The sequence below is a fragment of the Iodobacter sp. CM08 genome (genome assembly GCF_033446605.1).
Lineage (GTDB): Bacteria > Pseudomonadota > Gammaproteobacteria > Burkholderiales > Chitinibacteraceae > Iodobacter.
Genome location: NZ_JAWQUO010000038.1, coordinates 1 through 13,065, shown reverse-complemented (window position 1 = coordinate 13,065; position 13,065 = coordinate 1). Strand labels below are relative to the sequence as shown.

12 protein-coding genes are annotated in these 13,065 nt (G+C 48.5%); 8 read left to right on the top strand and 4 right to left on the bottom strand.

Annotation, left to right across the window (positions count from 1 at the left end; all coding sequences use genetic code 11):
• Positions 1-89 precede the first annotated feature (89 nt).
• The 4 genes from tssE to tssJ all read right to left on the bottom strand — a co-directional run bounded on the left by tssE (position 90) and on the right by tssJ (position 3,272).
• The gene (gene tssE / locus R6242_RS18055; RefSeq protein ID WP_130104849.1) at positions 90-575 is read right to left on the bottom strand and encodes a type VI secretion system baseplate subunit TssE; all 486 of its coding nucleotides are present in this window, start codon (positions 573-575) and stop codon (positions 90-92) included.
• Entirely contained in the window at positions 575-1,270 is a 696-nt protein-coding gene (gene icmH / locus R6242_RS18050) for a type IVB secretion system protein IcmH/DotU (protein WP_318429511.1), read from the bottom strand. The genes tssE and icmH overlap by 1 nt, the downstream gene beginning before the upstream one ends.
• Positions 1,271-1,279: 9 nt before the next feature.
• Complete coding sequence (gene tssK / locus R6242_RS18045) at positions 1,280-2,629, bottom strand: type VI secretion system baseplate subunit TssK (RefSeq protein ID WP_318429509.1); 1,350 nt, start codon at positions 2,627-2,629, stop codon at positions 1,280-1,282.
• Between the two features lie 79 nt (positions 2,630-2,708).
• Positions 2,709-3,272 carry a type VI secretion system lipoprotein TssJ gene (gene tssJ, locus R6242_RS18040; protein ID WP_318429507.1) on the bottom strand — a complete coding sequence of 188 codons (564 nt, stop codon included), beginning with the start codon at positions 3,270-3,272 and terminating at the stop codon, positions 2,709-2,711.
• 212 nt (positions 3,273-3,484) lie between these two features.
• On the opposite strand from tssJ, the gene R6242_RS18035 reads away from it, so the two are divergent.
• The 8 genes from R6242_RS18035 to R6242_RS18000 form a co-directional block, all read left to right on the top strand.
• Positions 3,485-4,342, top strand: coding sequence for a M15 family metallopeptidase (locus tag R6242_RS18035; protein ID WP_318429505.1), 858 nt, complete (start codon positions 3,485-3,487; stop codon positions 4,340-4,342).
• 35 nt (positions 4,343-4,377) lie between these two features.
• Complete coding sequence (gene tssM / locus R6242_RS18030; RefSeq protein WP_318429503.1) at positions 4,378-8,181, top strand: type VI secretion system membrane subunit TssM; 3,804 nt, start codon at positions 4,378-4,380, stop codon at positions 8,179-8,181.
• An 8-nt stretch (positions 8,182-8,189) separates the two neighbouring features.
• Positions 8,190-9,209 (top strand): type VI secretion system-associated protein TagF, encoded by a 1,020-nt coding sequence (gene tagF / locus R6242_RS18025; RefSeq protein ID WP_318429501.1) that lies wholly within the window; start codon positions 8,190-8,192, stop codon positions 9,207-9,209.
• A 42-nt stretch (positions 9,210-9,251) separates the two neighbouring features.
• Positions 9,252-9,755: a type VI secretion system contractile sheath small subunit gene (gene tssB / locus R6242_RS18020; protein ID WP_293933691.1), complete on the top strand. Its 504-nt coding sequence runs from the start codon at positions 9,252-9,254 to the stop codon at positions 9,753-9,755.
• A gap of 5 nt (positions 9,756-9,760) precedes the next feature.
• Positions 9,761-11,242: a type VI secretion system contractile sheath large subunit gene (gene tssC, locus R6242_RS18015; protein ID WP_130104843.1), complete on the top strand. Its 1,482-nt coding sequence runs from the start codon at positions 9,761-9,763 to the stop codon at positions 11,240-11,242.
• A gap of 48 nt (positions 11,243-11,290) precedes the next feature.
• Entirely contained in the window at positions 11,291-11,788 is a 498-nt protein-coding gene (locus tag R6242_RS18010) for a type VI secretion system tube protein Hcp (RefSeq protein ID WP_318429497.1), read from the top strand.
• A 94-nt stretch (positions 11,789-11,882) separates the two neighbouring features.
• Entirely contained in the window at positions 11,883-12,356 is a 474-nt protein-coding gene (locus R6242_RS18005) for an OmpA family protein (protein WP_318429495.1), read from the top strand.
• A gap of 57 nt (positions 12,357-12,413) precedes the next feature.
• The coding region (locus tag R6242_RS18000; protein WP_318429493.1) for a phage late control D family protein at positions 12,414-13,065 on the top strand (652 nt) is incomplete at its 3' end.

Sequence of the window (13,065 nt, the reverse complement as noted above, 5' to 3'; positions counted from 1 at the left end):
GAATGGTATGCAGTATTGCAAGGGCTAAATATGACAACAGACCCTAGCTAACACAAATGTCAGTCGCTGCTTTCAACACAGCGCAGTCCTTAACGATCTTGAATGCGGTAAACATTGGATGAAAGCTGCAAAGTGGCATCAAAGCTCACAGGCGGGCGATGCGGGTGAACTTTTAAAACGGCATCTACCCTAAAACGCAGATGGCGTTCTAGCTCTCTAGGTGCGTCAAGGCTGATACGTACCCGAATCAGCCTTGGCTCATGCCGCTCAATGGCGCGGCGCAGGCGTTCCCGTAGCATTTCCCTGTCATCCGGATTAAGCAGGCTAATGCCAGATAAATCAGGAATACCAAATTGCAGCATGGATTCACTGGCCATTGGGTAGAGCTCAAATAACTCGGGCATATCCATGATGCGGGTGTTTAGTAGCGACTCTAAATCACGCGCCAGCGCCCGCCTAAACTGCGGCAGCTCGTAGAGCATGGCAGAAGAGGCGCGGCTGATATCGGGCTCATCGTCTAGCAGACGATCCAGCACGGATGGCAGGGTGAGTGTCTGACGGCGAGGGGTACTCATTAGCCAAGAACTTTGCTAATTTCCTGCGCCAGCAGTAAGCGGTAAGCAATGAAAAGCCCAGCGCCAACCAGCGCCAGTAGCGCAAAGTACAGCCAAAGCGGTAATTCATGCCTTACAAAGGCTTGAAAACGCTGTGGGAGCTTCCAGTTAGGAGCAAATTCGGCCTTGCCGCCGCGTACCTGCTGAATTTCCTGACCAACACGAGCGGTTAAGTAGCCCAGCTTTTCTTGGCCTTCCAGCAGATATTTACCCTGAAAACCCAATAGTAGGCAGGTATGGAATACTTCCATCGCTTCAAAATTATTGTTTGGATCGCGGCGCAGCACTTCCAAGCGGTCAAAAAAGCCTTCACCCGCGAGATGCTCGCCAAAAATACGCAGCTGTAGCGGCATACGTTCCCATTCTTCGCGCAGGCTGAATTCTGATGAAAGAATAATCTCATCCATTAGCGCACAAAATGCGTATTTTGCCTCGGTAATGCCGGCTACTTCTTTGCTAAAGTTACGGGAGTTTTTTTCAAACTGGGCAAGAAAGTGATCAACACGGCGGTTAAATTCGGCAGCACTACTAGGTGCATTGCCGTCTTTCAGTAAAAACAGCAGATAAACGCCATCTTCAAGTAATTCGCGCAAGCTGGGCGCTGCCGGTTTGGCAACGGCCAGTGGATGGGCTTCGGTAGTTGTGGCTTGGTTCATTGTTTAATCTCAGCGAAATACGGCAATTAGCTCAAGTTTTAAATCAGATAGCGATTGCGGGATGTAAATACAAATACTGCGCGACTGCAGCATGCGTTGATAAATCTCGCCACGCGGCTCAAATGCAAAATAGTGGTTGCCTACGCGGATCGGAATCGCAGAAGGCGTTTGTGTTGCATATGAAATACTGACCCCGCGCATGGCCGAGTTCAAAATCTTATCTACATCATCGGGCGCGCCAATTTTGAATTTCAGTGGCACGGTTTCGATAATGGCGGAAGCGGGCTGCTCGCTCTGGATCGATAGGTAGAAGTCCACATTGTCGAGGAAACGATCGCTTTCTAGTCGGCCAATATGGAAGGACGGTTTAGGTGATGTGAGCGGGATCACTGCATAACGCGCAGAAATCACGGTATCGAGCAATTCACGGATTTGTGTATCCAGCACAATCAAAGAATCATGCAAGGATTCATGACTGTAGACGGGAATATCGGCCAGTGTGTAAACCGATGAAAATGTCTGTAATTCGCCACAAAACTCGGCTAGAGCGCGATACAACTCTTCAGGGTGAAGTGGCTCACACTTTACCAAGTGATTGATGCGGGCAAAGTTGCGGTTTACCGTATGCAGTAGCCAAAACGAGGCGATATCGGTGGTGCCGTATTCCATGACATTTTTAGCGCGCTCGCGGTGAGCACCTGCTAATGCTTGGCTTTTAACCAGCAAAATATCCAGCAAGCGGCGCAGATTTTGGCTGAGCTCAGGAATAGCGCTCACGGTAATTGAGGGTGGATAAAAGCCCTTGCTCACCGACCACTGGCCAGTTGCATCTTTGGATAGCCGTCCTAGCGGGACTGATTCATAGCCATCGCGGTTTTCCTCATCCACCATCAGGCGAACATCCAGCTCCAGCGTGGTTAAGTCGGCTTCTAATGCTTGGGTAAATAAATCGGCCACGCCGTGGCTGGCGTTTCTGAAGCGGGTGGAGCGTGATGCTTGATTGTCATTGTTTTGGGTATTGCCGCCGTAGGGCTGCAGCTCAGACAAGCAAGCGTAGAGCGTGGTGCTTACGCCTAATCCTGGGATGTCGTTTAAATCTCGGGAGAGGGGGAGGGGCTCACATTGTGGCCCCTGAAATAAGCAACCGTCTCTAAATAGCAGCGAAAGCGAGTCTAGCCTGACCTGCCCACCCCTTAGGGCTACTTCGTCGATCTGAAACTTTTGTAGGCCCCAGCTATGGCGGCTGAGTAATTGGCGGGTTTCTGCTTGCTGATAGTCCTGCAGTAAGGATTGTTGCTGGAAATGCTGCGGGCGAAGGAACATTCCTTCGCCCCATAAGACGCGTTTAGCTTTCAACATTGATGATTACTCCGGCTTGGCTCTCGTCTGCAGCGCCCCAGCGTCTGCAGTGCAAGCTATTAGTCATAACAGGGGGGTGTTATTTAGTTTTTGGTGCTGCTTTCTTAAGTGCAAAGCCGCAGTCTGCTTTAAACACGGCAGGCTGGCCTGGTATTAGCTGAGTTTTTGGCTGAATCACCTGCAAAAAGCAGTCTTGGGCTTTAAAGCTCAGCTCTTTTGCATCGCGGATATCTTCAGCGCTCACTAAGACGCGCCAGAATTGCGGATCAGGCTTGCGAAAGAAACCAACAATACCAACGTATTTAGTTTCCTCGGCAATTTTGTCGTCAAACCCCAGCGATTTGCCCGGCAGTAGCATAAATTCATTATGCGATAGCATCGATGTGCCAAGTAGCTCTGCGTCGGTTTTGCCGCTGACTAGCGAATCGAAAGTCAGGCGGTTAAATTCGTCTGGAGTTTTAAGCTGGTAGAGGCGTAGGACCAATGACAAAGGTTTGCCACTGCTGTCTCTATTCAAGGAGGGATCCGCTTCGCCATGAATTTTAAATGGCTTGGGGCCGCTGCTGGCACACGCGCCAAGAAGGAGTGCGCATGATATCGCCATAAATTGCTGGGCGTGTTTCTTGATTGAATTGATCTGCATATGGCTTGTATTTTTTAAGAAAACGTTTGAAATTGGCTAAAATACTGAAGCGGTTAATTCGCCTCTCGCCACATTTTAAGTAGAGATATATAACACGAGAAATGCACGAGTGCATGGGGAATATGGCCGCTTGATAAAATTCACTTATGGGTTATGCTTTTGCCTTGCTTAAATGTAGAATAACGAGCTAGTAAGTATCTGGAGTTATTGTTTTGTTGGCTATCTACCTGATTTTAATGGCAATATTTTTTACTTTGGTTTGGGTTGGATGGCGGTTTTTCGTCTACGTGCCTCGAGTTAAAGAGGTTTCTGAAGAAAATAAGGTAAATGCCCTAGGTTGTGCGACTACAACAAAAAAGAAGAGAAAAGCTGTTGTAAGTATTTTACCTAATCCTCCTGTTGATGATTTTTCAATAAAAACATCTTCTTTTGAGCGTAAAAAATTAATACGCATGCTGTTGCCTTTGGCGAGTTTGTTTTTGGTTTTGCTGGTGGTTGGGATTACGCTGCATTTCAATTCTTTGCATGTTATTGCACCTTTCCTACCTAAGGAATATAGCCAAGTCGCTCATATACAGGGGACATTTACCGAGGCAAAACTTGAACCTCCGCCTGCTTTGCCGCCAGAAGTATTTATTAGTGCTGCAGCGATTGCTGCCCGCCCTGGTATCGCAACAGCAGACCGTGATTGGAGTAAGTTAGATCCTCATTTTGTTCAGGTTGTTCTACTGGTCATGAAAAAAATGAATGAGCGTGGCTATCCGATGGCCTTACTGGAAGGGTATCGAAGCCCTGAAAGACAAGATGGCTTGGCGACGCAAGTTAATGTGGTGACCAAGGCTAAGGGTGGACAAAGCAAACATCAATATGGTTTAGCTGTGGATTTGGCACCCATGAAAGATGGAAAAATTATTATTTCTGAGCGCGACAAGTGGGCGTTTGAGGCCTATCAGGCGCTTGGGGAAGAAGCGGTTGCTGCAGGTTTAACTTGGGGCGGAGTTTGGTCATTTAAAGACTATGGGCATATTGAAAAAGCAGGCTCGCTGGCTGCTTTGATGCGAAGTAAGTAAATGCAAGATTTCAATTGGTATGGAGATTCATTTTCATGAAACATTGGCTGCGTAACGCCAAAGTCACATCAGCCATCGGGTTTTTGATCCTGATCGGTTTGATCTGGTTTTTAGGGCCTTGGTTTGGTCTGAAAACGGCTGAAGTCCGCTTTGGCTGGATCTTCGCTGTGATGTTGCTTTGGGTCTTTACCCTAATGGTTGGCAAAATAATTGCTAACCGGGCTGGTGGCTTAATTGAAAAGATGCTGCTTAAGCAGGCTGACGATGCGGTGATTGGTGCCAGTGTAGATAAACGCGCTGAAGTAAATCTGCTGCGCCAGCGTATGCTGGGCGCGATTGATACGCTAAAAACATCGCAAATGGGCAAATCGCGTGGCAATGCTGCTTTGTATGAATTGCCTTGGTACATGATTATTGGCCATCCGGCGGCGGGTAAAAGCTCGGCTATTTTACAATCTGGCCTGACTTTTCCCTTTAGCGATAAAGCGGGTGTGCAGGGCGTGGGTGGAACCCGTAATTGTGATTGGTTTTTCTCTACCGAAGGCGTGCTGCTGGATACCGCTGGCCGTTACGCTACGCAATCCGAAGACCGTGTTGAGTGGCTAGAATTTCTAAAATTGCTCAAGCGTCATCGTTCTAAAGCCCCTGTTAACGGGATTTTAGTCACGATCAGCTTGCCAGAATTGGCTCAGCATCATTCAGAAGGTTTTGCGCTCTATGCAAAGCAAATTCGTGAACGCATCCATGAAATTGAAGCGACCTTTGGCTTGCAAGTGCCAATTTATCTGATTTTCACCAAACTTGATTTATTAGGTGGATTTTCACAGTTTTTTGAAGAAATGCCAGAAGAAGAGCGTCACCGCGTATGGGGTGCAACGCTGAGCGCTGAGCAAGGCGCAAGTTTTGATGCCAGCCAAGTGGTGAGCACGCAATTTGATGCCATGTACCGTGGCCTTGTGCAAATTGGTGAAGAAAAGTTGGCAGAGCACCGTGGCAATCTAAACAAGCCTGCCTTCTTTGCTTTCCCGATTGAGTTTCATGCCTTAAAAGAAGCTGTTACTAAGTTTGTAAAACTGCTGCAAGAAGAAGACCCTTACCATGCACGCCCTTTGCTGCGCGGCTTTTATTTCTCTAGTGCATTGCAAGAAGGGATCCCTCGGATTGGGGCTGCAACGCATGTATCCAAACAATTTGATCTAAGCCGCCCAGGCTTTGATGCCCGCCAAGTGCCGGCCTCTTACAGTTATTTCCTGCGTGATCTGTTCAGAGAAGTTGTTTTTCCGGACCAGCATTTGGTTTCACGTCAGACTCGTCCGGCGGGTAGCCGCTGGCGTCTGGTAGGCATGTTGGCAGGTCTGTCTGCGTTGGCACTCTGCGCCGGGCTTTGGACATGGTCATATATCGGCAACCAAAAATTAATGGCCAATGTGGCGAGCGATCGCGTTGCAGCCAAAAAACTAGCGTCGTCAGGTCTACTGTACGACAAGCTAATGGCGCTGGGTCTGCTACAAAAACGCATTGAAGAGCTGCAGTCTTACCGTAAAGAAGGCCATCCGTGGCAAGTTGGTTTGGGCCTTTATCAGGGTAAAGAGCTGGAAGTGGCGCTGCGCAAGGAATACTTTGCTGGCCTGCAAGAATCCATGTTAGTGCCGGTTAAAAACAATCTGGAAGCATCGCTGACTCAACTGGCATCTAATCAGCCAGCAGAGCCTGCACCTACTCCTGCTCCGGCCGCGCCTGTGCAAGTAGAGAAAAAACCAGAGCCAACCCCGACTCCTGCGCCTACGCCAGCTCCGACACCCGCTCCTGAGCCGGTCAAAAAACGTGCTCCGGCACCGCATAAAAAAGGTTTGCCGAATATCCAATTGGGTATGTGGCAGATTCCTCAGCGTGCAACTGCTCTTGCCGTAAAAACGGCAGAAGCACCTGCGGGCAATGCTCAACCTAAGCTGGATCAGGGTTATAACGCGCTAAAGACTTATCTGATGTTGCACGATCGTGCCCGTATGGACGAAGCGCACCTCACCGATCAGATCCCACGTTACTGGCGCAGCTGGCTGGAAGCTAACCGCGGTAATCGCAGCAACGAAGAAGTAATGGCTGCGGCAGAGCGATTAGTGGCTTTTTATGTGAGCCAGATTAAAGAGCCAGATCTGCCTTTGATTACTAACGATGAAAGAACCGTTAATGCTGCGCGTGAAGTGCTGCGTGCATCGCTGAAGCGTTTAAGCGCCACTGAGCGGGTTTATAACGAAATTAAGGCGCGTGCGAATACGCGTTTTGCACCGCTGACAGTCCCACGTATTTTGAGTAATAAAAATGGCGACGTGATTGCTGGTAGCCAGATGGTGGCCGGTGCCTTTACACGTGAAGCTTGGGACAAGTTTGTTCGCAATGCGATTGACGAAGCCAGTAAGGGCGAAGTTAAAAGTGATGACTGGGTGCTGGCTTCTTCAGTGCAAGATAACCTAGGAACAGACGGCAATATCGAAAAAAACCGCAGTGATTTGGAAGCGCTGTACCGAGTTGAGTACGCGGCTGAATGGAAGAAATTCCTGCAAGGCGTCGTGATTCGTGATTTCAACAACATTGCTTTTGCAGGTAATGCGGTGGCGCAGCTGGCTGATATGCAGAACTCACCAGTGAAGCTGATTCTGGCGCGTGCTGCATTTGAAACAGCATGGGACAACCCTTCAGAGTTATCTCGCAAGCTAGAAAACGCCAAGCAATCGGTGCTAGAAAAAACCACTGCGCTATTAAAAGGTAGTAATCAGCCTGCTACCGCGAATGCGGCGGAGCTGGGTGAGGTTGGTAAGCAGTTTCTTGGCATAACTCGCCTTGTGCAGGTTGATTCAGCAGGCGCAGCGCCGATTAATGCTTACCTTGAGCAGCTGGGTAAACTGAAAGGCAAGATGAATCAGATTGCCAGTAGCGATGAGCCAGGCGCGCAAGCCCGCCCACTGGTGCAGGCTACTTTAAACGGTAGTGGTTCAGAGCTGGCAGATACCTTGCAACAAGTTGATAACTCGCTACTGAGTGCGCTCACTCCTGAAACCCGTGAAATGATCCGCCCAATGCTGGTTCGCCCATTAATTCAGACCTACGCTGTGTTACTGGGGCCGGTTGAAAATGACTTAAATCAGGCATGGCAAAGAGAAGTGTACGGGCAATGGAAAAGCTTATCGGCTAAATACCCGTTCAGTGATTCAGCCAATGAAGCGCCTATGGCCGATATCGCTAAATTTGTTAAACCCAAAGAGGGCACTTTAGATAAGTTTACTGAAAAGTATCTAAATGGCTTGGTGACACAAAAGGGCGATAGTTTAACGCCACGTACCTGGGCTAATTTAGGCATTCGTTTTAATCCAGCATTTCTTTCTGGTATGGGGCGTTTAAGCAGCTTGGCTACCAGCCAGTTGGCGGATTCATCCAATGCTAAGTTTGAATTGCAGCCTATTCCTACGCCGGGCCTGTCTGAAATTGTGTTGGAGGTGGATGGGCAGGAAATGCGTTATCGCAACGGCCCGCAGCCATGGCAGTCATTTAACTGGCCAGGTAACGGCAATACTCAGGGGGCACGGATTCAAGTGGTTGCGTTTAATGGGGCCAGTGCCGTGATTAGTAATCAGCAGGGCCGTATGGGCTGGATGCGTTTACTGTCTCAGGCGCAGCTTGAACAACATGACGGCGACTCTGCAACGCTGAGCTGGAAAATCCGCAAGGGTGATGCTGGAGAAGCAGAATATGTTCGTTTTAATTTCCGTGCCGTCAGCGGTGTTAACCCATTGCAGTTGTCGGGTTTGCGTAAGCTTTCGTTGCCGGACCGTGTGACAATGTAAGGTGTGCCATGCTAAATAATTTTAAACGCGCTCAGGATTTGCCACTGCAATTCGCTATTTTTGGCAAATTGCCACGGCGGGCTGATTTTATTCGTATCAATGCTACGCATCCCGTTGCTTTAGATATTGATCAGAAATTTGCAGATAGTCTGAAAACACTGGCCTTACAGCCCGACTGGCAGGATGCTTATATGCAAGCCCCCGCCAGTGAGTTTTTGTTTCATAGCCGTGATTTACGCGGTGCTTTTCTGGGAGTGGCTTTACCTAGCCATGATGAGGCGGTGCGCTATTACCCGCTGGTAGCGGGTGTATGCATTGCAAGTGATGTACTGACGGGCAATGAAGCTGAGTTTTTACTGGCAAATGAGCTGTTTTTTTCTGGTTTAAAAGACCAGCTTAAAAGCGCGGCAGATAACTCAGTAGAAATGATTGCCTGCCGGCAGTTTATGGAAGATCAGATGTCGTTTAGCAGCCGGGCCGTTGCAGATTTAGGCCTTGCTGCACAATTGTTGGAAAGGCATATGGCCAATACGCCCGCTACCGTGCTGGAACAAGCATTGCAGCGATGCGAAAGGGGTGATCTTGAATCTACCCTCTTAGCCTTTGCTTTTTATCTGCAATTGGCGCGTCGTTATGGCGGCAGCATGGCTTCGCAAGTGTTTCTATTGCCTTTGCCAACTGGCACAGGTGAAGAAATCCTAGGGGCGGCGGTTTGGTTGTCTTTATGCCGTGCTGCAATTCATGCGCAGGGGGTGAATCAGATCCACTTTGCTTTTGTGGATCAGTCTGGGATGCGTTACCTAGCGCTGGCATTAAATCCGTTTACTGATAAACAATTGACTATGCTGTGGGGGCAGACGATTGACCCTCTTCAGCTGGTTAATGTTTGTGATTTGCAATCTCCGTGGCGTAGTCATCAGTCCTATGCGGAGGCATCGTATATTTTAGGCCGACAATTAAGCGACCCTACATTGTCATTATTAAAATTGCGTGAAATTGTCGTTAAAATCACTTACGGAATAAGTTAGTTCCGTGTTTTAATTGTGTAATTAATTTATTTAGGAATGGCCATGGGCAAGGAAAGTACACAGAAAAAACTATCGCGCGTTCGTCCTCCTCGCGTTCAGATCACTTATGACGTTGAAATTGGCGACGCAATTGAAAACAAAGAGCTGCCCTTTGTATTGGGCGTAGTGGGCGATTACACCGGCAATACGCCGCAGGCCAAATTGAAAGAACGCAAGTTTATTCAAATTGACCGCGATAATTTTGACGATGTACTCAAAGGCATGGCGCCAAGCCTTGCAATGAAAGTCAGCAACAAGCTGAAAGACGACGATTCACAAATGTCGGTTTCGCTGAGCTTTGAATCGCTGGCCGATTTTGAACCGCAAAACGTAGTAAACCAAGTTGAGCCATTAAAGAAACTACTAGATGCACGCAGAAGGCTTTCTGATCTGCGTAATAAGGTAGTGGGTAATGACAAGCTGGAAGAATTACTGGATGAAGTGGTTCGAGATACCGAAAAATTAAATCAAATTAGCCAGGCTAGACCAGCCTCTGCAGAGGAGTAATTGTTATGTCAGATCTACAGAAGCAGGAAGCTGGCGTTGCCGAGCATAGCGAGGCCAGCAGCCTACTTGACTCGATTATCGATAACAGCCGGATTGCTAGCAATGAGCAAGAAAAAGATCGCACCCGCGATCTAATCAGCGAGCTGGTTGATCAGGTGTTGGCAGGTACGGTCACCATCTCGCGCGATTTAAGCGCCAGCATGGACGTGCGTATTGCTGAAATTGATGCGCTGATTTCTGAACAGCTGAATGAAATCATGCACCACGCTGATTTTCAGAAGCTGGAATCCTCATGGCGCGGCCTTAAGTATCTGACCGCTGAATCAGAAACCAGCACCATGCTCAAAATCAAGGTGCTGAATGCGTCTAAGAAAGACCTGCTAAAAGACTTTAAAGCGTCGGCAGAGTTTGACCAAAGTGCCTTGTTTAAAAAGATTTACGAAGAAGAATACGGCACCTTTGGTGGCGCGCCTTATGCGGGCTTGGTAGGCGATTTTGAATTTGGCCGCCATCCAGAAGACTTCTACCTGCTAGAAGAATTGTCCCATGTGGCCGCTGCCTCACACGCGCCACTGATTACTTCCGCCGGTGCGGGTTTATTTGGTCTGGAAAGCTTTACCGATATCGGCAAGCCACGCGATCTGGCAAAGATTTTTGATACCGTTGAATACACCAAGTGGAAGGCATTCCGTGAGTCTGATGATTCGCGTTATGTAGGTATGGTATTGCCGCACGTGCTGGGCCGCCTGCCTTATGGCCGCGATACCGTGCCAGTTGAAGACTTTGATTTTGAAGAAAACGTCGATGGCACTGATCACAGCAAATATCTGTGGACCAATGCCTCTTACGCTTATGCTGCCCGCCTGACTGCTGCCTTTGCTGAATACGGCTGGCTGGCGGCGATTCGCGGTGTAGAAGGCGGTGGTTTGGTGGAAGGTTTGCCTGCGCATACCTTTAAAACAGATGACGGCGAAGTGGCACTGAAATGCCCAACCGAAGTAGCCGTGACTGACCGTACTGAAAAGCTTTTGTCTGACTTAGGCTTTATCTCGCTGGTGCATTGCAAAAACACCGATTACGCGGCGTTTTTCAGCGGCCAGTCTTCACAAAAAGCGAAAAGCTATAACACTGATTCAGCCAACGCGAATGCGCGTTTATCGACTCAGCTTCCTTATATTTTCTCGGTTTCTCGTATTGCGCATTATATGAAGTCGATTATGCGCGACAAGATTGGTAGCTTTGCTTCACGTCAAAATGTGCAGGATTTCTTGAACACATGGCTTGCCCAGTATGTGTTGCTTGATGATTCCGCCAGCCAAGAAGCCAAGGCGAAATACCCATTGCGTGAAGCGCGGGTTGATGTGGTTGAAGTACCTGGCAAGCCAGGCGTTTACCGTGCAGCCGCGTTTTTGCGTCCACACTTTCAGCTCGATGAGCTCACAATTTCCTTGCGTCTAGTGGCTGAGCTACCTAAGCCAACCCGTTGATGCAGTGAAGCGTAGCAGTAAATTTTTTAACTAAAGGAGTTCTGAATTATGGCTTTTGATGCATTCTTGAAAATTGATGGTATCCCTGGCGAATCAACAGATGACAAGCATAAAGACTGGATTGAAATCCAATCTTTCTCACACAAAATTGAGCAGCCAGCTCAGGCTACTGCCAGCTCTGCCGGCGGTGCAACTGCTGAACGTGTAAACCACGCTCAGTACGTTATTACTCACTTCTTGGATAAAGCCAGCCCAAAGATCTACGAAGCATGCTGCACCGGTAAGCACATCAAAGATATTACTATCGAACTGTGCCGTTCCGGTGGCGACAAAGTGAAGTACATGGAAATCAAAATGGAACAAGTTTTGATTTCTAAGGCAGAGCCACATGGTTCAGCTAATGATGAAGGTTTCCCTAGCGAAACAGTTAGCTTCAGCTACGGCAAAATCAAGTGGACTTACACTCAACAAAAACGCACTGATGGCGCTGGTGGCGGTAACGTCAGCTCTGGTTGGGATCTGACAGCTAACAAAACGATTGCTTAAGTGATTTAACTATCACCATTCGGGTGATGAGCAATAAGTAGCAAACTGATCTGCTGCAAGGCAGATCAGTTGTTTTAAAAAAAGGGATTTAATAATGAAACGTTCAGGATTTGTTTGTGCTGCATTACTTGTAATTGCCGCTGGTGTAACAGGATGCGCTGAAAATCCAAGCGTACAAAGTGCCACGCCTGCGACAACTTCTTGGAAAAATGCGCCAGTAGCGGCCACATCAACAGCAACTAAAGCTGCAGAAACGGCTGCCGCAGCCGCCGCACAAGTCGTTGCTGATCCGGCTTTTTTAAAGTTTGACAAAATGTCCGCCAAGCTGACTCCTGAGCATGAGGCACAGCTCTTGAGCCTTTTGCCTAAATTAAAAGATGCCAAAGCGATTACGTTGCGTGGCTATTGCTACAAAAAAGACATCGGTAATGCCAAGTCTGCCGCACTGGCACGTGCTGTCAGTGTAGAGAAGTTCCTGGTTAAACAAGGTATCTCTAAAAAGAAACTGAGCCGCCGCTTTAATACCGAAGACGCGGAACACGCTGTACGCGTTGAGATCGGCAACTAATCTTTCTTTAATTTTCGCCATTCACTCGCTTGATTTGGACTGCTAATGATTTCCCCCATGCCTTTGTCACAAATACTGAGCAGCTTTGCCGCTGCGTTTAATCAGGATCAGCGATTAATCTCTTTACAATTAGGCGATGGATCAGCATGGGGCGGGCAGCTATTACCACAGCGGGTGCTTGGCTCGGAAGGGATTAGCCAAGCTTACCGCTATCAAATTGAGTGTTTATCTGCCGATGCAGCCCTAGAGCTTAAATCGCTATTGGGCTTGCCGCTGGTGTTATCGGTGGCTGATGCGTCGGGTAGTGAGATTGAGCGCTGTGGGGTGATTACAGAGGTGCAGCTGATTGGCTCAGATGGCGGCTTTGCCCGCTATGTGCTGATTGCCGAACCGCCGTTTGCCTTACTGCGCCACCGCCGTACTTCACGCGTGTTTCAAGACATAAGCGTGCCCGACATCATTAAACAGGTTTTAAGTGAGCATCAAGCTAAAAACTCGGTGTTTGCTGCGGTGCAGACGCTGGATTTCAAGCTATCTGGCCAGCACGCGCCCCGCTCTTATTGCCTGCAATACCGAGAGTCCGACTTTGATTTTTTAGTGCGCTTAATGCACGAAGAAGGCTTGGCGTGGCGCTTTGAGCATCTGTCGGGAGATTCGCCGCAGGTGCAGTTGGTGGTGTTTGATGATGCTTTTTCTGTGCCGGAAGCAC